Source organism: Kitasatospora sp. NPDC001547 (assembly GCF_042894165.1).
Classification (GTDB): Bacteria; Actinomycetota; Actinomycetes; order Streptomycetales; family Streptomycetaceae; genus Kitasatospora.
Genome location: NZ_JBIAVL010000017.1, coordinates 1 through 20,015 on the forward strand (window position 1 = coordinate 1; position 20,015 = coordinate 20,015).

15 protein-coding genes are annotated in these 20,015 nt (G+C 72.5%); 5 read left to right on the top strand and 10 right to left on the bottom strand.

Going from position 1 to position 20,015, the window contains the following annotated elements; genetic code table 11:
- Window positions 1–159: 159 nt before the first annotated feature.
- The 6 genes from ACFY0X_RS27110 to ACFY0X_RS27135 all read right to left on the bottom strand — a co-directional run bounded on the left by ACFY0X_RS27110 (window position 160) and on the right by ACFY0X_RS27135 (window position 7,301).
- Window positions 160–1,116, bottom strand: coding sequence for a thiopeptide-type bacteriocin biosynthesis protein (locus ACFY0X_RS27110; protein ID WP_387758326.1), 957 nt, complete (start codon window positions 1,114–1,116; stop codon window positions 160–162).
- Between the two features lie 7 nt (window positions 1,117–1,123).
- On the bottom strand, window positions 1,124–2,305 hold the full coding sequence (locus tag ACFY0X_RS27115; RefSeq protein WP_387758327.1) for a lanthionine synthetase C family protein: 1,182 nt from the start codon (window positions 2,303–2,305) through the stop codon (window positions 1,124–1,126).
- Window positions 2,302–5,355 carry a lantibiotic dehydratase gene (locus ACFY0X_RS27120; protein ID WP_387758328.1) on the bottom strand — a complete coding sequence of 1,018 codons (3,054 nt, stop codon included), beginning with the start codon at window positions 5,353–5,355 and terminating at the stop codon, window positions 2,302–2,304. The genes ACFY0X_RS27115 and ACFY0X_RS27120 overlap by 4 nt, the downstream gene beginning before the upstream one ends.
- An 87-nt stretch (window positions 5,356–5,442) precedes the next feature.
- Window positions 5,443–5,589 (bottom strand): FxLD family lanthipeptide, encoded by a 147-nt coding sequence (locus tag ACFY0X_RS27125; protein ID WP_387758329.1) that lies wholly within the window; start codon window positions 5,587–5,589, stop codon window positions 5,443–5,445.
- A 64-nt stretch (window positions 5,590–5,653) separates the two neighbouring features.
- Window positions 5,654–6,889, bottom strand: a complete 1,236-nt coding sequence (fxlM, locus tag ACFY0X_RS27130; RefSeq protein WP_387758331.1) for a methyltransferase, FxLD system — start codon at window positions 6,887–6,889, stop codon at window positions 5,654–5,656.
- Between the two features lie 25 nt (window positions 6,890–6,914).
- A complete protein-coding gene (locus tag ACFY0X_RS27135; protein WP_387758333.1) occupies window positions 6,915–7,301 on the bottom strand; it encodes an ATP-binding protein in 387 nt (128 codons plus the stop codon).
- A 312-nt stretch (window positions 7,302–7,613) separates the two neighbouring features.
- Here ACFY0X_RS27135 and ACFY0X_RS27140 point away from each other — a divergent pair, with 312 nt between their 5' ends.
- Window positions 7,614–8,954 carry a hypothetical protein gene (locus tag ACFY0X_RS27140; RefSeq protein ID WP_387758335.1) on the top strand — a complete coding sequence of 447 codons (1,341 nt, stop codon included), beginning with the start codon at window positions 7,614–7,616 and terminating at the stop codon, window positions 8,952–8,954.
- Here ACFY0X_RS27140 and ACFY0X_RS27145 read toward each other — a convergent pair.
- Window positions 8,951–9,979 (bottom strand): NAD-dependent epimerase/dehydratase family protein, encoded by a 1,029-nt coding sequence (locus ACFY0X_RS27145; RefSeq protein WP_387758337.1) that lies wholly within the window; start codon window positions 9,977–9,979, stop codon window positions 8,951–8,953. The genes ACFY0X_RS27140 and ACFY0X_RS27145 overlap by 4 nt on opposite strands.
- A gap of 127 nt (window positions 9,980–10,106) precedes the next feature.
- Here ACFY0X_RS27145 and ACFY0X_RS27150 point away from each other — a divergent pair, with 127 nt between their 5' ends.
- Window positions 10,107–10,754: a Uma2 family endonuclease gene (locus tag ACFY0X_RS27150; protein WP_387758338.1), complete on the top strand. Its 648-nt coding sequence runs from the start codon at window positions 10,107–10,109 to the stop codon at window positions 10,752–10,754.
- Window positions 10,755–11,212: 458 nt separating this feature from the next.
- On the opposite strand, the gene ACFY0X_RS27155 is transcribed toward ACFY0X_RS27150, so the two are convergent.
- The gene (locus ACFY0X_RS27155; protein WP_387758340.1) at window positions 11,213–12,544 is read right to left on the bottom strand and encodes an MFS transporter; all 1,332 of its coding nucleotides are present in this window, start codon (window positions 12,542–12,544) and stop codon (window positions 11,213–11,215) included.
- 358 nt (window positions 12,545–12,902) lie between these two features.
- Between ACFY0X_RS27155 and ACFY0X_RS27160 the strand changes: the two genes are divergently transcribed.
- The gene (locus ACFY0X_RS27160; RefSeq protein WP_387758342.1) at window positions 12,903–14,525 is read left to right on the top strand and encodes a hypothetical protein; all 1,623 of its coding nucleotides are present in this window, start codon (window positions 12,903–12,905) and stop codon (window positions 14,523–14,525) included.
- A gap of 60 nt (window positions 14,526–14,585) precedes the next feature.
- Here the strand turns inward: ACFY0X_RS27160 and ACFY0X_RS27165 are convergent, their stop codons facing one another.
- Window positions 14,586–15,059, bottom strand: a complete 474-nt coding sequence (locus ACFY0X_RS27165; RefSeq protein WP_387758344.1) for a VOC family protein — start codon at window positions 15,057–15,059, stop codon at window positions 14,586–14,588.
- Window positions 15,060–15,197: 138 nt separating this feature from the next.
- On the opposite strand from ACFY0X_RS27165, the gene ACFY0X_RS27170 reads away from it, so the two are divergent.
- Together ACFY0X_RS27170 and ACFY0X_RS27175 are read left to right on the top strand one after the other, a co-directional pair.
- Window positions 15,198–16,628 carry a hypothetical protein gene (locus tag ACFY0X_RS27170; RefSeq protein WP_387758345.1) on the top strand — a complete coding sequence of 477 codons (1,431 nt, stop codon included), beginning with the start codon at window positions 15,198–15,200 and terminating at the stop codon, window positions 16,626–16,628.
- A gap of 208 nt (window positions 16,629–16,836) precedes the next feature.
- Window positions 16,837–18,327, top strand: a complete 1,491-nt coding sequence (locus tag ACFY0X_RS27175) for an alkaline phosphatase PhoX (RefSeq protein WP_387758346.1) — start codon at window positions 16,837–16,839, stop codon at window positions 18,325–18,327.
- Here the strand turns inward: ACFY0X_RS27175 and ACFY0X_RS27180 are convergent.
- Window positions 18,315–19,958, bottom strand: coding sequence for a PucR family transcriptional regulator (locus ACFY0X_RS27180; protein WP_387758348.1), 1,644 nt, complete (start codon window positions 19,956–19,958; stop codon window positions 18,315–18,317). The genes ACFY0X_RS27175 and ACFY0X_RS27180 overlap by 13 nt on opposite strands.
- Window positions 19,959–20,015: the final 57 nt, after the last annotated feature.

Below are 20,015 nucleotides of genomic sequence, written 5' to 3' on the forward strand. Positions count from 1 at the left end.
CGTCCCGCTGCGGCAACAACGGCTCTATCCGAGCCCACGCGGCATCCGTTATCTCTCCTCGACCCACCACAAGATCAATTATGAGACACGGCCTAACGCCACAGGAGCGTTCTCACGATTCGAGTATGGATGTTCCGCATCGTCCGTCCCTCGATGAGTTCATCGCCTCAGTGTGGGGACTCCGAGGATGTGGTTGCGTGCGGCACGGGCGAGGGTGGCCTGATGCGGGGTGGGGATCGCGGCGCGGTTCCAGTGGAAGGCAATCATGTGCGCGAGGACGTCGCGCAGGCCACGGGTGAGGCTTCCGCACAGCGCGAGGTCGGCCAGTTCACGGCCCGCGCGGGCGAAGGCGTGGACGCGATCGGCTTCTGCGTGGAGGGCTTGGCCAGGGGCGGTCATGGCGAGGGTGTCGGCGGACAGTAGCGCTCCGATCTTGTCAGCGCCCGGTTGCGGTGGTTCTGCGGGTGCCGGGCGCATGGCGGCGACCCGGGCCCAGACATCACCCTGCTCCGTCCACTCCTGGCCGGCGGCACGGAGCATGGTGCTGCACAGCAGGACGGACAGTTCTCGCCGCCCGACGCGCCGGGTGTCCGGCCGATGGCCTTCGGCCAGGACGGCACGGCTGTCGGCGTGGAAGAGGGCGTGCGCCGCTTCGATGCCCAACGGGCCGCCGAGGGCTTCGGTTTCGGGCTCGTAGATGCCGGGTGACCAGGAGGCGATCGTGCCCTGGTGCTGGAGCCGGTCCAACTGCTCGGCCAGATGGGTGCGAAGTGCGGGGTGGCCGGTGTGCAGGCGAAGCCGCCAGTACGGGTGCTTGCGGACGTACCACCAGGAGGTGACGGCGCCTCGGATTTCGGCGTCGCGCAGCGTGGGCGCGAGGTGGGCGGCCATGGCGGCCTCGGCGGTGTGCCATTCGGTGGGCCGGATGTTGACTTGCACCCAGGTGTCGGGCGGGGTGGAGATGGCGGAGCGGCCGGCGGTGCGGTAGGTCTCGGCGGCGGTGGCCAGGTCGGCGGCGTCGATGCCGAGGCGGGCGGCCTCTCGGGTGGTGTCGGCTCCGGTGAGGACGGCGAGGATCGCCTGTTCCAGACACGGCGGTTCGCTGTGGCGGGCCATGAGCGCTTCAGGCGAGGAGTAGGCAGGCGTCCCAGCCGGTGGCGGGGGCGCCGCTGCGGTCGGCCGCGTGCAGGGCCAGGCGCGCTCCGGTGGTTCCGTCGAGGAACCCCGGTTCTCGGGCGGGGAGTCGGGCGTGGAGGAGGGTGCGCAGGGCGGGCAGGTGGGCGGTGAACTGGTCCGGACTGGTGGCGTCGTGGGCGACGCGGTGGACGCTGTGCAGGAGCCCGGCGGCTCCGTGACACAGGCCGGCGTCGGTGACCAGGTCGAGTTGGGCGGGGTCGGTGATGCAGCGCAGCAGGACGTGTTCGGCGGAGCGCTTGCGGTGGGGGTCCCCGAGGGCGATGGCGGCGAGTTGCTGGGCGCGGGCTTGGCCGGGGGTGCCGTAGCACCAGCTGGGCCGGGGCGGGCCTTGCTGGAGGACTACACCGAGGCGATGTTCGTCCGCTGTGACCCACTGGGGCCACCAGGGTTCTCCGGAGAGACCGGGCTGACGGAGGGAGTCGAGCCAGTCGAGGATGCGCAGAATGGCGGCGGTGTGGCCTTCGACGGTGGCTCCTGCGAGCTTGGCCAGGGCGAGGAGGGCAAGGGGGCCGGTGATGCCGTGGGCGAGACCGAGGTTGCCGTGGCCGTCGGGGAAAGCGGCGGAGGTTCGTCCGGCGGGGTCGTAGCGAACCCACCAGCCGGGCAGGTCGGTTCCGGGCAGCGGCTCGGTGAGGCGGACGAGGTAGGTGAGGACGTCGTGCAGGGTGTCGCCGTGCGGGTCGCGCCTGAGCAGGTAGGCGCCGAAGCCGGTGAGCCCGTACAGCAGGTCGTACTCGGCAGCACGGGCGAACTCGCCGGAGTTGATGCGGGCGTGGGCCTGGTCGAGGCGGCGATGGACGAGCTGGTGGATGGCCTTGTCCAGGGTGAGCAGCGTCTTCGCGTAGCGCTCGCTGCCTGCGGCGGCGGTGTGGAGGGCGAAGGCCAGGGCCGGCGCGCCGATGAACAGGGCGGCGTTGTCAGAGCCGATGAGGGCCTGGCCGGTCATGCCGGTCAGCCAGTCCTGGACGGTGCTCCAGGAGGTGTGTCCGAGTGCGGCGCGTTCGATGTGGAGCAGGGTGATGCCCACGGCGCCGGTGGCCAAAGACTGGGCGGCGTCTGCGTCGGCGGGGCCGCACGACGCGGTGCTGCGGGCGGTGGCGGGATTCATCGGGGGCGGCTTCCCTGGTGTCGGTGGGTGAGGGCGAGCGCGGTGGCGCGGGAGAGGCGGTGGCAGTCGCGCTCGCTGTCCTGGTCGATCCCGGCGGCACGGATGTGGTGCATGTGCAGGAGCGAGGCGAGGACGGAATCCGGGTCGGGCCCGGTGTGGGTGCGTAGGGCGGCACGGTAGGCGTGCACGGCGGTGCGGCGTATCTCCCAGGCACGGATGATCTCGGTTCCGGTCTCGGCGCGTAGCCCGGCCCGGGCGTCGTCCGGATCGGCGAGGTGCAGCGTCTGCGCGAGTACGGCTCGGTCGAGGCACGGAGCACCGTCGGTGCGGGTGATGCGTTCGGCCAGCCAGGCCGCCCCGGTCCCGGTGTCGCCGGTGAAGGCGGCAGCGAGGTCGATGAAGCTGGCGGCGGTGAGGGCCTGTCGGCTCAGGCGGCCAGGCCCGGTGTGGCGTTGCTGGGCGAGGGCGGCGGTGGAGTCGGCGACGAAGACGGCTTCGGCCAGCTCCAGCAGGAGGCCGGTTCCGTAGCGTCCGGTCTCGGGCTGATAGGTGTCCCACTGGAGGCGGCCGGTGACCAGGCCCGCGGCACGCAGGGCGCTGGTCCAAGCGGCGGTTCGTCGGGCGAGGCAGTCGAACGGGCCGCTCTGACGGATGCGGAGGCGCAGGTGAGGCTCCGGGTCGCGGTAGGGGACGAACCAACAGTCCGGACCTGCGAGGGTCGCGAGCAGCTCGGGTAGGCGGGCCAGAATCGCGCTGTGCCGCACCGGCTGGGCATAGACCTTGGCGTACGCCCAGCGACTCCGAGGATCGGCCGGTTGCTCGCCGGACAACGCCGTGGCGACGGCCCCCAAGTCCACTGCCGCCGGCCGGTGCGGCTTCTGGAGACAGACGAGCGGTAGGACGATCTCCGTAGCTCGGCCGTCCGCCCAGCCGAGGTCGTTCGGGCCGGGGGCCTGCCGCAAGACGGTCCTGCCGCTGCGCTCCAGCTGGGCGCGAAGCAGTTGCCGGTGCGAGCGCTGGTCGAGGTCGAGCCGCAGGCGCTGGTCGCCGTTGCCGAGGTCGACGTACGTGGGGATCCGCAGGCGGTGGCGTACGCCGTCGAAGGCCCGCTCCCATTCCGCCGGGTTCTGGCCTCGGGCGGGGAGATCGGCGGCGTTGAGTCGCCATCGGGCGGTGGCCAGGATGATGCGTCCGTGCCGGACGGCGGGCAGCACCGGCAGGGCCTCGGCCAACGTCCCCCAGGAGAAGGGGACGAGAACGGCCGCGCGGGCGCGGGGCAGCTCGGTGAGGAACCGGGCGAGCGGGTGGGCGAAGTTGACCGCCTCGACGGCGTTGAACACCGCCGGCTCGATCACCTGCCCGGAGGCCCGGGAGAGCAGGCGCATCCGCCGGGCGTCGGAGGTCACCAGCAGGTCCCGCAGCGGCAGAGTCCCCTGGGCGTGCTCGGCGACGGCGATCACGTCGTCCAGGACCCGCGGTGTGCGGGCGACGTTGTCGGTGTCGGCCCACAGTGGCGGGCAGGATACCTGGACCCGCCGGGCATCGGTGCTCAAGGTAGGGACGTCGCGCAGCTGGGCCGAGAGGCGGCGCAGATCGGCATGGGGCAGGTGCAGGAATCTGCCGATGGTCGTGCCCGCACCCTGTGACAGGCCGGTGACCACGAGGCGGAAGTCGCGGTCGTTGAGATGCTGTCGGCTGGCGGCGTGGATCCGGACGCAAAGGTCGAGGTGGGGCGGTAGGTGATCGGCCTGCTCCCCGAGACCGGGCAGCAGCTCGGAAAGTTCGATGGCGTCCGTCGCGTCGAGGGCGGCGAGCTGCGCGGCCTTGACCAGTTGCTTGTCGCGGGCCGTCACCGGGGCGATCGGAAGATCCAGGACACTGGTGCGGTACCCGGCCGGGAAGCCCAGCCCGGTATCGGGATTCACCAGGTCCAGCAGCGGCACCAACGCTCCGATGCCGTACCGCTCCAGGAACCGCAGCTGGTAGTCGCGCCATGCCGGAGAGCCGTTCGGGTGGGGGCTGGCCTGGGCGAGCAGGGCGGCGGCAGTCTCCGCTTCGCGGGCCACCGTGTGCGGGATGACCAGGTCGGCGCCGAGCTGGAGGTCGACGGCGAGAGCGGGACGATCCGCTCCGCCGGTCAGCTCCCGCAGGCGGGCGCGCTCCTCCCGCTGTGCTCGGCTCGGAGCCACGTTGTGTGCGGTAGTCCTGCGGGCGATGTCGCCCAGCAGTCGGACGATGCCTACGACCGCGGGGATCGACTCGGCCTCGGCCTCGGTGAGCCGGTCCAAGACGTGTTCCAGCGGGTTGCAGGTCATCGGTGGCCGCAGGGCGGTGGCCAGAACGCCGTGGTGGACCAGTTGCGCGAGCATTCGGTGGGTCTGCTCGGGGCCGGCGCCGGGGTGGGCGTCTAGCACGAGTTCGGCCAGGTGGCCGAGGCGGATCGGTTGCCGGGCCGAGTCGATCGCGATACGGACAGGCTCGGTGCAGCGCAGGGCGACCTCGGTGGGTGCTCCGACGGGCTGGTGGTGGTCAGGCCGGCGGAGCGGTACCACCAGGTGGTCGCCACGCACCTTGCAGGTCTGATCGGCCGTTACCGGCAGGCGCGGCAGCAGCTCGGGGTCGCGCTCAAGCAGGTCGGCCACACCTGCGAGCCACCGGGCGTCGGGCCGGACGATCGCGCGGTGGTCCATGTTCCAGGTGCCTTCCAGCGCGTGGCCGGCCCGTACCGGGACGACGCCGGCGAACAGACCGAAGGGAGTGGCGCGGTGGCGCTGGCGCAGCAAGTAGCGGACGAGCGTCCCACCGGCCTTGCGAACGGCACGAGGAGCATCCACCCGGCCGTCGATGATGTCCTCGACGCGCGCGGCGTAGGCGGGATTGGCCAGGAGGACGGCCTCGGCGAGTTGCGGGTCCGCCCAGGTGTGGGACATCCAGGACCGCCACGCCGTTGTCGCGGTCGGACCGGCATCGAGGTCCGGCCATGGGCGGACCTCGGGTGTGCCGGTGTGTACGACGGCGCGTAACAGCGCCACGTCCAGAGCCCGGTACATGTGCGCCTCCAGCTCGGGGTCGGTGAGGTCGTTGCCCGCACCTGGTGCCGGGGCCGTGCTGGCCCCGGCACCAGGTGCGGGTGTGGATCAGGCGATGCAGCCGCTGTTGGAGCAGGCCGACTGGCAGGTCTTGCCACAGCCGTCATCGGTGCTGCTCATCAGCTCGCCGATCACGGGGCCCTGCTCGATGATCGTGACGTCCAGCTCGAAGCCGTCGTCCTGGTCCTGAGCCATGGCTCGTACCTCCTGGAGGAGTTGGGGAAGGGTGAGGTGGTGCTTCACCTGGCATCGGGGCCGGTCACGGCTTTCCGGGCCAGGAGATGGCGATGCGGGTGTGGGTCTTGTCGACCACACGGCCCGCGGGCAGCCGGTCGTCCGGAGTGCCGGCCGGGTGGACCTCGAAGCGGGCACCGGGGCCGCTCCGGTGCTCCTGGTCCCAGACGCGGATCTCGCGGACGAGGTGGGCGGCGATAGCGGCGGCGGCCGGGCCGTGCCCGTACGCGCCGAGTTCGAAGCGGGCGCGGGTCTCGTCGGTGGGCCGGACGGTGCGGTACGCGAGAGTGCCGCCCACCACGACCGTGGCCACGCCGAGCGGGGAGGCGGACGCGACAATCCCCTTGTCCCGTGCGGCCGGTGTGGCCGTCAGCCGCGTGTGACCGACCAGCGCGGTGGCCAGCCACAGGTCCAGGTCGTCGATCGGCTCCTCACCGCCGACCGTCACACCCGACCACACCTCCTGCCGAGGCGACGCCAGAGCCGCGCGCAGGGCTTCGACGTCCACCTGATCGCCGTCGTCCAGCCGCAGCCCGACCTCCTCGCCCGGCACCTCGTGCAGCAGTACCAGGCGTTCGCGGTTCTCCTCCAGGCCCTGCATCGGCACGAACCCACAGAGCTCGTACCCGGTGCTCACCAGGTGGTCGTCCTCGCGGACGAGCACGACCGACCGCATCAGGCCTCGAAGGCGCAGCGGCACGACGATCCGCCCACCAGGAGCCAGTTGCTCCACCCAGGCCGGTGGAACGTCCGGGGCCCCGACCGTGACCACGACCAGATCGAACGGAGCACGCTCCGGAACGCCGAAAGCGCCGTCTGCGGTGATAACCCTGACGTGCTCGTAGCCGGCGAAATTGAGCAGTCGGCGGGCACGGCCGGTGATCTCCGGGTCGATGTCCATGGTGGTGACCGCACCGTCGGGAGCGACGAGTTCGGCCAGGTAGGCGGCGAACATGCCGCCGGAGCCGATCTCCAGAACGTTCTCCCCGGGCCGGGGGCCCGCCTGCTCCAGCATGAACGCCTGGATACGCGCGGCGGAGACGGAACTGATGGCGAGCCCGCCCTTGTCGCGCTTGGTCACCACGGCGCGCTCCGGGTCGTAGGCGTCGGCGGGCTGCGCCTCGGGGGTGAAACGCTCGCGCGGGACACGGCCCATGACCTCGGCGATGCGCGCGGTACGGATCGTCCCGTCCTCGCGCAGCGCCGCGACCATGGCGGCGCGCAGGGTCTCCGGGGCGTTCGGTGCGGGTTCGGTGGTCACGATGTCTCCTTGGTGTTGGTACGCGCTACAGGCAGCGGGGGCGAGCCAGGACGTCGGCGATTCGAACGCTCACCCAGACCTTCTTGGTGGTGGCCGCCAGCTCCTCTCCCATGGCGTGCGCCAGGCTCCGAACGAGGAGCAGCCCGCGACCATGTTCGTCGTCGCCGTCGGCCTGAACCGCGAGCAGAGGCAGGTCGGGGCGGGAGTCCAGGACCTCGATGCGGCAGTAGCCGTCGGTCTCGTCAACCAGCACCCTGACGACGTCGCCCGGCTTGCTGGCGTGCCGGATCGCGTTCGTCGTCAACTCGACGAGGACGAGCAGGACGTCGCGAGCCCTTTCGCCGTCCGATTCCCAGCCCCACTCCCGGAGCTTGGAACGCACGATGCGACGTGCCGTGGGAACCGAGGCCACCTCCGCAGGGAAAGCGCCCTTCCAGCGATGGAGAAACCTCTCACATCCGATGGCCACCATGTGCATCGCTCCGATCGGCAGGAGCGCTTGAACGCCCCCGTTCTTGGTTGCCTGCGGGGATCAACCTTGGACTGGTAGCCGGGACAGAACTACTGGCAGACCCTGGACACTTGCCGCTCTTTGGGGTGACCGGTGGAGACAGTCCGCGGACAGTTCGGAGACACTTCCGCGCGAGTCGTGTGAGCTGAAGCCCGGCGGTGGTAGGCAGGGAACAGACGCAGTTCGCACCGGGCTGCGGCGAAGGGAACGGCGATGAACCTGTTCGATGCCTTGGTCACCGAGTCCGGCATGGACTTCCGCGGTTTCCTGGCCGAGTACAGGCGGGCCGCCGCACTGCTCCACGAGAGGACCGGCGATCTCGCCTTCAGGAACGTCGACCTGACGGACAAGAGCTTCATGCGGTGGCGCTCCGGCCAGGTCGCGCGACCCCATCACCCAGCGCCCGCGATCCTCAAGCACATCTTCGGTAGGTCGGTGAACGAGCTCTTGGCTCCTCGGAGTGACGAGCAAGTCCGATCGCTGCTCGCAGTGGTGGACCCTGTGCTCGATGAAGGAGAGATGGCCATGACCGCACGAGATGCCCGCGTCCACGCCGCCGACGCGGCTGCTCGACTCCTGCCGGATCTCAGCCTCGACCAGCTCGAAGACGACCTGGTACGCCTGGCCCGGGACACCGGGGCCAAACCGCCGCATCTGATCTTCATGTCAGCGAAGGAACTGCTCGGCGTCGCAAGGGTTCAGCTGGATCGCACCCAGGCGTTGTCGCAACGAGGACGTCTGTACCGCGTGGCCGGCCAGGCCTCAGCGCTCCTGGCCGCTTGCGCCTTCGACCTCGGCGCCATGCCCTACGCGTTCGAACTGACGCGGGCAGCAGCCCTGTACGGCCAGGTTGCCGAGCACCAGCCCCTGCAGGCATACGCCCACGGCTACCTGGCTGTCCTGTACTACTGGAGCGGTAACCCCGCCCAAGCCGTCCGCAAGATCGAGGAGGCTCGGTCGTTCTCCGGCATCGGTGCCACGGGCAGGGCGCGGCTGGCTGCGATCGCGGCCCGTGCATACGCGCATCGAGGCCGAGCTGACGAAGCTCACCGGGCGATAGTGGAGAGTGTGGCCGAGCGCGGGCGTGTCGAGGATGACTTGCACGACGGCGTGGGTGGCGAGTTCGACTTCGACCTGGAGCGGGTCGAGATGAGTAACAGCGCCAGCTTGTTGCTCCTGCGGGACAGCGCTGGCGCCGAGGCCTCTGCCCGGCGGTCACTGGAATTGATCGCTGCCCGCTCCGCGAACTCCAACCCTCTTGTCATTGTTCCCCAGGCCCGGGCCGATCTGGCTTCCGCCCTCCTGATGCGCCATGATCTGGACGGCGCCGCTGATGCGCTCGCCCCGGTGCTCACCCTCCCCCGAGAGTGGCGCGGTGCGGGCCTTACGGGCAGGGTCAACGCGGTCCGAACCGAGTTGGCGTTGCCGGCCTTTCGTAGTGCTCAGCTAGCGCGGGATCTTGCGGACCAGATCGACGACTTCACCTTGGTAGCTGCGCCTCAGGTTCTGGGACCTGGCACGACGCGGATCGCCCTCGGTGGAGGCGGTCACTAGCGCACGCTGTTCAGGACGGCCTGCTCCTTGGCGGGCTCGATTCCGTGCTTGGCCCAACGCCTGTGCGGAACAGGCATGTTGCCTTGCCTCAGCCATTGCCAGGTGTCGGCCACGGTCTCTGCGAGCGGCCGGCTGTGGAAGCCGGCCGCGATCGCCGAGGACGAGTCGATGACGGACACGCCAGGGTGCTTCCACCACAGTGGCAGTTCGGTCCACTGTCGCAGGCCGTGGCGAAGCAAGATCTCGTCCTCCACCCAGAGCAGCTCTCCGGTACTGCCGGTCACGTCCATACACGCCTGGAGGAAGCCGCCCATCGTCTCCCGGCCGATCGGACTACCGAGGTTGTGGACCTGATGACCGACAGATAGAGCTTGGTCGAGCGCGAAGGTGGCGACGTCCCGAACATCGACCGCTTGGACCCGTCGTGTGGGGTCCCCAGGCGCGAGAATGACTCCGCCCCGCTCGGCTCGGCGCAGCCACCACGGCAGTCGGCCGACGTACTCCCCGGGGCCGAGGATCACGCCCGGCCTGAGGAGGCTCGTTCGGGCGAGACCGAACGTCTCGGTCACCATATGCTCGGTACCCGCCTTCCGTTGCCCGTAGTCGGGGTTGATGCCCGAGGCGCTGTCCGACGGCCGAACAGCGTCCGGCCCGGCACCGGCCGAAGCCACCCAGACCGGGGAACAGATGTTCAGGGGTTCAGCGGGCCAGCCTTCGTACACCGCGACCGTGGAAACGTACACGTAGCGGCCGACGACCGGCTCCAAGACGTGTGCGCCCGACCGGACAACATGCGGCGACAACTCCGAGGCCGAGGTGTCGATCACGGCGTCCCATGGGCCTTCACTGGCCAGGCGCGCCAGGTCTTCGGGGCGTTCCCGGTCGCCGTGCACGGAGGCCGCCCCGGGCACCGGGACACCGGACAGTCCCCGCGTGAACGTGGTCACCTCCCAGCCTCGTTCCAGCGCGCCACTCACGACCGCGCGGCCCAGGAACCAGCCGCCACCCAGCACGAGAATCCTCATGCGTTGATCCTGGCAGCAGCGCACTCCGGAGATAAGTCGTCAACCTCCTACTGCGCAAACCTCTCCTTTGGCGGAAAGAACTGTGTGCCACTGGTAGGGCTGCTCGCGGGCGGTGTAGGTGGGGCTCATGTCGTCTGTTGTTGCGCTCGGGCAGTGGGTCTTGCCCGAATCGCCATACGTGCTCTGGGCTCGGGGCGCGCTCGATGAGCAGCTGGGGCTACCTGAGGTGCTGCGGGTTGAGGTGGTCGGCGGAGAGTTCGTTGTGACGCCGTATCCGCCCGTGAATCACGCCTTGATGCTTCGGGACATCCACGAGTGGCTGTTCCGTGGCGAGTCCAGAGACGGGGGCTTCCCGTGGCGGGTGGTGCAGCATGTCGGCGTCGATCTTGCGGAGATCGGGGACGGTTACAGCCCTGACCTCATTGTGGTGACCGCCGAAGTGGACCTGTTGGCAAGGGCGGAGGACCGATGCCTCAGCCCGAACGAGATCAGTTTGGTGGCCGAGGTCACCGCGTGTCCCAGCGCGCACAACGACCGGCGTCCCGTGTCAGGCAAGCCCACGAAGTGGAGCGGGTACGCGCGGACCGGGGTGCCGTTCTACCTGCTGGTGGACCGTGACCCGAGGCAGCCTGGCATCACCCTGTTCGGGGAGCCGAACAGGCGCGAGGGGACGTACGAGGTGCTGGGCGAGTGGAAGTTCGGCGAGTCCGTCCGGCTGCCGAAGCCGTTCGACGTCAAGATCGACACCGTTGCCTGGAAGCCCTGGAACGCATAGGTGCAGGTGAGACGCCGCTGTCCGGGACTTCCGAAGACGTCCCGGGCAGCGGCTTTCGGTGTGGGGGCCAGGGGACGATTGAGGTTGGTGACCGCTACTGGAAGCGCATGACCGAGGCCCTTCCGGACGGCTGCACCGAAGCCCCGGCTCCGGCCGTCAAGGACATCGGCGTCCGGACCCGTTGGTGTGGCACGGGTGCCGCCCGCCGGATCCACGACGGAGGGCCTGCTTCATGAGCGCCGCGGGCCGCCCCGCCCGGGGGCGCGGGGGGGGGGGGGGGGGGGGGGCCCCCCGGGGGGGGGGGGGGGGGGGGGGTTGGGGGGGCAACGGCGGGAAACCCGCTCACCGAAGCAGACGATGCGCGGGTGTTCACCTCGCGACGGGCGAAGCGGGAGTGTGGAAACGCCGCTGCCCGGGACTTCCGAAGACGTCCCGGGCAGCGGCGTTCGGCGGGTGGGTCAGGCTGCCTTGGGCTTGCGGGCGACGGTGAGGGCGAGGGCGGCGCAGGCGAGGGCGGCGAGGGCGGCGAAGCCGCTGACGGAGGGGAGGAGGCCGTAGCGCTGGACGAGGGCGCCGACGGCGATGATGGGGGCGGAGCTGCCGAGGTAGACGATGACCCACAGGGAGCTGAGCTCGGAGCCGCGGCGTTCCGGGTCCATCGCGCCGACGGCGCTGGTGAACAGGGAGCGGAAGGCCACCCCCTGGGAGATGCCGCCGAGGACGCTGCCGATGAAGAGCAGCGCGGGGGTGCCGGTGTAGCCGGCGGCGACGACCAGGCCGAGGCCGGTGGCCAGGCCGGTCATGCCGAGGGCGGTCACCACGCGGTCGGAGGTCGGCGGCACGATCAGCTGGGTGGCGGCCGAGGAGCCGAGCAGCAGGGCGGCCACGATCGCGCCGACCAGCTTGGAGTCGGTGTGCAGCAGCTTGGCGGCGAAGGCCGGGGCCAGGCTGAGGTAGACGCCGAACACCGCGTAGGAGACGAAGCCCGCCGAGGCGGCGAGCTTGAACTCGCGGCGGCCGGTGCGCGGCAGCCGCAGGCGCTGGGGGCGCAGGTGGGCCGGGGTGGTGATGCGCGGCGGCGATGCGGGCGGGCGGTTGCGGCCGGGCATCCGCGGGTGGACCAGGGCCAGCGGCACGCAGAGCGCGACCAGGGCGACGGCGTGCAGCAGGAACGGGGTCAGCAGCGGGTCGGAGCCGCCGGCCAGCAGGGCGCCGACCACCGGGCCGAGGGCGACGCCACCGGCCGAGCAGGCCAGGGTGATCTTGGCGGCGAGGGTCGGCTGGTCGGGCAGCAGGTCGCCGAGGGCGGCCCCGGCGGCGCCGGTGGACAGGCCGACGGCGATGCCCTGGACGGCGCGGCCGAGCGCGAGCTGCCAGAAGCTGCCGGAGGTGGCGAAGACGAGGTCGCCGGCGGCGGCCAGTGCGACGGCGGGCAGGATCAGGGCGCGCCGGCCGAGGTGGTCGGACCAGTGGCCGACCACGGCCAGTACCGGGACGAGCGCGAAGACGTAGACCGCGAACAGGACGGTGGTGTCCAGCGCGGTGAGGTGGAGCTGCTGCTGGAGGAGCGAGTAGATCGGCGTCGCGAGGTTGGCGCCGATCAGCATCAGCAGCAGGGCGGCGGCCACCAGGCCGACGCGGATGCCGCGCAGCGCGTTCCAGCGGCTGATCGCGGCGAGCTGGAGCTGGGCGCGCGGCGCGAGCTCCAGGGGAAGCAGGGCCTCCGACAGTCGGCGTCCGTCGAGCTGCGCGGTGCGCAGGCCGGAGCCGGCGGGGGAGAGGTCCGCCATGGCAGGGGTCTCCTGTGGCCGGGCACCACCGGGGTCGGCGGGGTGTGCCGGCGCGCCCGTCCGGAGGCGCTGTGGTGGTGGCCGCGGGTACGGGCTCCCTGGTGGGGCGAGGTGAGCTGAAGAGGGCCCCTCCGGCCCGGGGCGGGCGGAGGGCGGTGGGCTTCGTTGCCCTGGTGGTGCGCGCGGGGTGTGCGCGCTACCAGACCGAAGGATAAGGGGTGGGCGCACGCCCACGGCGCGCGCCCCTGGGTGCGCCCCGTACGGCCGGGCGTCGGGGGTGCCCGGCCTATACGCTGAGGTGGTGGATCGGTACGCGGCGCTGTTGGGCTGACCGCTGGCTGAGGGAGAGCGCACGACGATGGCCGGACGACGTCGCAAGAACACGGGGGCCCCCGCGGGGGAGGGCGCGGCCGAGGCGGTGCTGCCCGCCGACCTGGAGCTCCAGGACCTCTACGGGGCGTTCGCCGCGCACGGGCTGGACGACGAGGACCTGGACGACGCGGCCGTCCTGGTCCCGCCGGTGAAGCTGCCCGCCGACCGCGAGCTGGCCGAGCAGGCGAAGGCCGTACCGATGTTCGGGTACGCGCTGGCGCTGGCCCGCTGGGCCGCCCCGCACCGGACGGTGGACGAGTTCGGCGACCTCGTCGAGGAGGACCGGGCCCCCGCGGCCCGGCTGCTGGGCCTGGCCCCGGCCGAGGGCGAGGTGCCCGAGGAGGCCGAGGTCGAGGCGCTGCGGGCCTGGTCGCTGGCCTGCGACCTGGACCTGGTGGAGCTGGGCACGACGACGGAGGGCGAGCACGTCGCCGTCCCGGGCCCGGACCTGGAGCCCGCCGAGCAGGGCGACCCGGAGACCGTCCTGGAGCTGTGGCTGACCGCCGCCGGGATCGTCCGGGAGCTGGCGGTGGAGGCCGACTCGCTGCCGGAGGAGGACGGCGAGGCCGGGGAGACGCCGGCCGGGGAGGCCGAGGAGGACGAGGACGGCCTGAACGAGGTCGAGGAGGCCCGCGACGAGGCCGCCGAGCTGTTGGACGAGGCCCTGCAGGTGCTCTACGAGACCACCGCCTTCGCCGAGCCGGGCAACGAGACCGTGCCGCTGGGCGTGCTGGCCGCGCTGCTGGTGGTCCCGGAGGGCGAGGAGCCGAGCGAGGAGCTGCTCGGCGACATCACGGACGTGATGGTCGCGCTGGACCCGATGCTGGGCGACCTCGCCGAGCTCGGCCTGCTGGAGTACCGCCCGATCGACCCGGAGCTGTTCGACGAGGAGGACGGCGAGGAGCCCGCCGTGGTCGGCGAGGAGCCGCTGGACGAGGAGGAGTCGGCCCGCTTCGGACTGGTCCGGCTCACCCCGCTCGGCCAGTACGGCATCCGGCAGTGGCTGCTGGAGGACGGCTACGACGCGCCGCTGGTCGGCGACCTGGCCCGGGGGGACGCGGCCGAGCTGCTGCGCGGGGTCTGCGAGTCGGCCAACGTGCTGCCGGAGGAGGAGCTGCGGGTGTGGACCGCGGGCCGGGAGCCGGTGGCGGCGGCGCGCGAGCTGCTCGCGGCGGCGCGCGGCGCGGACGGCTACGGCCCGCTGCGCCGGATGCTCTGCGTCTCGGCGCTCAACCTGCTCGGGCCGGACGCGGCGCCGGCCGTCCGGGACGTCATGGACGACCCGGAGCTGGGTGGCGCGGCGCGGGCCTGGCTGACCGCGCAGGGGGCGACGGACGTGCCGGTGCCGGACCGGGCGATGGCGCTGTGGACGGTGGTCGACACCTTCGCCGCCCAGCTGCTGGACAACGGCGGGGACGCCGAGCTGCTGCGCGAACTGATCACCGACCTGCCGGTGAACGGCGATCCGGCCGGGTGGTTCGGCGAGCTGTGGCGGGTCGACCACCCGTACACGGCGGACGTCTTGGAGGCGATCGGGGAGCTGCACCCGGACCGGACGCTGGCCAAGGAGGCGCGCAAGGCGGCCTTCAAGGCGCGCTCCAGGAACTGAGCGGGCAGGCTCCCGGGCGGGTGCGGGTGCGGGTGCGGGTGCGGGTGCGGGTGCGGGTGGTCAGGGCAGGTCCAGCGAGCCGTCCTCGGTGAAGGGGAAGAACGGGTTGTGGGCCAGCTCCCAGAGGTGGCCGTCCGGGTCCTCGAAGTAGCCGGAGTAGCCGCCCCAGTCGGTCGGCACCGGCGGCTTGACCACCACGGCGCCGGCCTCGACCGCCGTCCGCAGCGCGGCGTCCACCAGCGCGGGGGACTCCAGGTTCACCGCGAGGGTGACGCCGCGGAAGGAGGGCTCGCCGGTGGCGGGCACGCCCGCGTCGGCGGCCAGCTCCTCGGTGGGGAAGAGGCCGAGCGCCGAGTCGGCGGTGCGGAACCAGACGATCTCCGGGCTGGAGGCGGCGGAGCGCTTCCAGCCGAGCGCCTCGTAGAAGCGGGCACTGCGGTCGAGGTCGGTCACCCCGAGGGTGACGATGCTGATCCGGGCGGGGAAGGCGCCCTCGGCGGCCCGGTCCTGTGCTGCGTCGTTCTGTGCTGTCATGCCGCCCAGGGTAGGGAGGGCGGCTGACAACCGGGCCTCCTGACACGGCCGGCGCCCCCGTCCGGGGGGCGGAGCTGATGACCCGGCAGCTGCGGGCACGTAAGGTGGCGTCAGCGGTGCGGGTGCGAGGAACCGGGGGTGCGGCACAGGATGATGCGGGAGAGCGGCGGCAGGCACCAGAAGCGGGACACCGGGTTTCCGGGGTCCGCCCCGGCTCCGGGCGGGCCGGTCCGGGAGGACCGTTTCGCCGGTCCGCCCGTCGATCAGCCCGCCGATCAGCCCGTCGACCGGCCGCTGGACCGGGCGGCCGACCAGCCCGTCGGATCCGCCGACCGGTCCGCGGAGCGGCCCGCCGACCGGTTCGCCGACCAGGAGGAGTTCTCCCGCCGGACCCTGGCGGCGGCCGACTTCCCGGTGTACGGCGTGACCGCCGGGACGGCCCCCGCCTCCGGCCCCGCCCCCGCCTCCGGCCCCGCCCCCGCCTCCGCCCCCGGCCCCGCCCCCGCCTCCGGCCCCGCCTCCGCCGACGGTGCGCCCGCCGACGCGACGCCCGCCGCCGAGGCCCGGGCCGGTGAGGCGCTGGCCGCCTTCGAGACCTCCGGCGGCGAGCTGCGCTGGGTCGAGGTGCAGTGCGGCGACTGGCGCTCGGCGGCCGGCCCGTACGTGACCGTGCGCACCTACCGGCCGGGCGCCGACCGGGTCGAGCAGCTGCCCGAGCTGGAGGACCTGGTCGAGGACGAACGGGACCGCGTCTACGAGCAGTTGGGCATCGACGAGGGCGACGGGCCGGGCCGGGTACGGGCGTTGCGCGCCTGGATCACGGTGGACGGCGAGCCCTGCGCGGTGGAGGTGCACGAGGACCGGCCGGTGCCGGAGCCCGGCGCCCCGGCGGCGGACGGGCCGGCGCCGGTGTGGGCCGGGCGGCTGCGGGTCGGCGGGCTGACCGTGACGGTGTGCGGACGCGGGGTGGACCCCGGCGCCGTGGAGCTGGGCTCGATCGGCGACTTCGAGCGCTGCCTGCGCGGGCGCACCGAGCTGCTGCGCGACCTGGCCGCCCGGCGGGCCCGCCACGTGCCGGTCGAGGAGCGCGAACTGCCGCCCGCCGTCGGGATGGAGGCGCACCGGGCGCTGATCGCGCAGACCGTCGCCGAGTCCGCCGCGATCGAGGCGCAGGTGCGGGTCGGGCGTACCCCGCGGTTGCCGCGCGGGCTGCGCGGGGAGGTCGGCGCGGTGCGCTGGGAGGCGGCGGTGCGCCAGCAGATGCGGCTGGCCACCGAGAGCCGGCAGGAGGCCGTGGCGGCGGTCACCTCGATGGTGAACCACGTCAACCGGCTTTCCCAGCAGACGCATTGGCTGGTCGGCACGGCGGAGGGCGAGGCGGCCGTCGAGGAGGTCGTCCGGTACACGGTGTTCGCGAGCGAGGTGGCGAGCCTGCCGGCCCAGCGGGCCTGGGAGCAGCTGTGGCGGGAGCGGCCGGGCGGCGGCGGGGCGGGGGTCTGGGAGGAGCAGCGGCTGGCCGAGCAGCTGTGGCTGTCGGCCTGGGAGCAGTGGCGGTCGGCGCGGCGCTGACGGGGCCGTCCGGGACGGCCGCAGGGGCTCCGGCCTCGGCGGTTCTGACGGGGACACGCGTAAAGCGGCGGTCATGCGACGGTCATCGGTCGGCAAATGGCCGCCTGGGTGTGAGGTGGACGTCATGTCGGGTTCACCCGTCCGGCGGAGCCTGCTGGGCGTCGGCATCCCGCACCGACGCCCCCGCTCATCCTCAGGAGTTGCTGCCATGTCGCTGTCCCGCCGGGACTTCGTCAACCGTTCCACCCTCGTCGGGGCCGGCGTGCTGATCGCCGGCAGCGCCGAGGCGCTGGCCAGCGCCCCGGGCGCGATCGCCGCCCCGGTCGGTGGCGAGGTCCCGGCCGCCGCGGCCGCCGGGACCAACTCGGCCGCCGGCACCGCCGTCGGCTACGGCCAGCTGGTCCAGGACCCGGCCGGCCTGCTGTCGCTGCCGAAGGGCTTCTCGTACAAGGTCCTCAACCGGGCCGGCGTCACCAAGCTGCGCACCGGCGAGTTCACCCCGAGCAACCACGACGGCACCTCCGCCTTCGAGGACGAGCGCGGCGGCAACCTGATGGTCGTCAACCACGAGCTGTCCGGCTCCCGCGACAAGTGGCCGCACCCGGTGCCGCTGACCGAGGGCCACGTCTACGACCCGGGCGCGGCGGGCGGCTGCACCATCGTGCACGCCAAGCGGGACGGCTCGGTCGAGCAGTGGGTCGGCATCGCCGGCACCTCCACCAACTGCGCCGGCGGCGTGACCCCGTGGGGCACCTGGCTGTCCGGCGAGGAGACCGAGGACAAGGCCGGCAAGAACGGCTTCACCAAGGACCACGGCTACATCTTCGAGGTCGACCCCTTCGACGACGACTACAACCGCGACCCGCAGCCGGTGAAGGCCTTCGGCCGCTACGCGCACGAGGCCGTCGTGGTGGACCCGAAGCGCGGCCACGTCTACCTGACCGAGGACGCCTCGAACCCCAACGGCCTGCTGTTCCGCTGGACCCCGCCGGCCGGCTTCAAGCACGGCCGCTACAAGCTGCGCCAGCTGGCCGCCGACGCCGGCGTGCTGGAGGCCTTCAAGGTCTTCGACGCGCAGGGCAAGTTCGTCGACGACCTCTCCCGCGCCACCAAGGTCGGCACCACCTACGGCGTGGACTGGGTGAAGGTCCAGGACCGCGACGCCAGGACCGTCTCGGTGCGCAAGCAGTTCAAGGACGGCGAGGTCACCCGCGCCCGCAAGCTGGAGGGCATGTGGTGGGGTGACGGCGGCTTCTACTTCGTCTCCAGCTACGCCCGTTCGGAGAGCCCGCTCCAGCACGACGGCCAGGTCTGGTTCTACAACCCGAGCCGCCGCACCATCACCCTCAAGGTGCTGCTGGGCGTCAACAACGACGTCTGGGGCGACCACGACAACTTCGACGGCCCGGACAACATCACCGTCTCGCCGTACGGCGGCATCGTGATCGCCGAGGACGGCGAGGGCGTCTCGCACCTGTTCGGCGCCACCGAGGACGGCCTGGTCTTCCCGATCGCCCGCAACGAGCTGAACATCGGCACCGCCGAGAAGCCCGAGTTCAGCGAGTTCACCGGGGTGACCTTCTCGGACGACGGCAAGACCCTGTTCGCCAACATCCAGACCCCGGGCGTCCAGCTGGCCATCAGCGGCCCGTGGCGCCGGCTGAACGAGCACAAGCGCGGCCAGGGTTACGGCGAGTGACCCTCGGAGTGTGACCGGCTGCCCGCGGACCACTCGTCCGCGGGCAGCCGCAGTTGCAGCATCGCCAGCAGGCGCTGCTGCGGCTGGGCGAGGTCGATGCCGGTCAACTGCTCGGCGCGGCGCACCCGGTAGCGCAGGGTGTTGGGGTGGATGTGCAGGGCGTCCGCGGCCACCCGGACCTCGCCCAGCGCGTCCAGCCAGGCCAGCACCGACTCGGCGAGCCGGGTGCCGTGCCGGCGGTCGTACTCGGTGAGCGCGGTCAGCCGCGGGTCGCGCAGGCCGGTGCGCTCCTGGAGCAGCGCGACCATCTCGCTGACCAGCACCTCCGCCTGGACGTCGATCAGCGCCGCGACGTCGAGGTCCACCCCGCCGCGGCCCATCGCGTCCAGGATGCGGTCCGCCTGCGCGCGGGACTCGGGGACCCGGGCCAGGGCGTCGACGGTCGAGCCGATCGCGGCACGCAGCGGGACGCCCAGGTGCTCGCGGGCGGCCGTCACCACCTCGGAGGCCCAGTCGCGCACGGTGGTCATCGGCAGGCCGGGCGGCAGCTCCGGCAGCAGCACGTACACCCGGGAGTCGATCGGGGCGAGCAGCGCGGTGCGGTGCCGGGCGGCGGTGTGCACCGAGATCAGGCCGGTGACGTCGGAGCGGTGCAGCGCGTCGGTGGTGCGCGCGCTGTAGGCCAGCACGGTGGCCGGGCGGCGCAGGTCCAGGCCGAGGTGGGTGGCGAGCGACTGGGGGCCGGTGGAGCCCTCCAGCAGGCCGGTGAGCAGGGTCTGGGTGAGCCGGACGTCGGCGGACAGCTCCCGGCGGCGGCGCACCAGCTGGGCGGCCGCGACCCGGGCGGCGCCGACCAGGGCCTGTTCGGCCAGCGGGGCCAGCGGCTGGGCGCCCTCCTGCACCCAGATGGTGCCGAGCGGCTGCGCCCCGGCCCGGATGCCGACCGCCAGGCGGCGACGCAGGCCCAGCTCGGGGTGCGGCTCGACCGCGATCGGGGCGTCCGAGCTGCGCAGGTGCTGGAAGATGCCCCACTCCCGGAGCTTGGACAGGTACGGCTCCGGGCCCTGCCAGCCGAGGATGGACAGCCGGCGCAGGTCGTCGACCTCGTCGGAGTCGGAGGAGCGGGAGTAGGCCAGCACCCGGCTGGAGGTGTCCTCGATCGAGACGATGCCGTTGGTGAGCACGGCGACGGTCTGGGCGAGGGAGAAGAGGTCGCCCGCGTTGGGCTCGGGGGGGCCGGGGGCGGCCGGGGCGTCCGGGCCGGCGATGATCGCCCGGGCCAGCGAGTCGAGGTGCTCCCAGCGGGTCTCGCGGCGCACCGAGAGCAGGGCGACGCCGGCGTCGGTGGCGGCCTCGCGCAGCGCGTCGGCCTGGCCGGGGCCGTCCAGCTTGACCGCGACGGCGGCGGCGCCGGCCCGGCCGGCCGCGCGCAGGGCCGGCAGCGCGGCGCGGCCGCGGGCGCCGATCGCGAGCACGAGTTCGCCGGGGGCGGCGGTCGGCGGGTCCTCCGGGTCGAGGATGGCGACGTCGCGCACCGGGACGTCCAGGCCCTGCGGGGCGGCCTGCAGCTCGACCAGCGGTTCGCCCAGCGACATCAGCAGTTGACGGAGCGGCAGGCCGGGCGTGGTCAATCCGGGCCTCCTTCATCCGCTCGGACAACGGCGTGTGGTTGATTTTAGCCGGGCGGA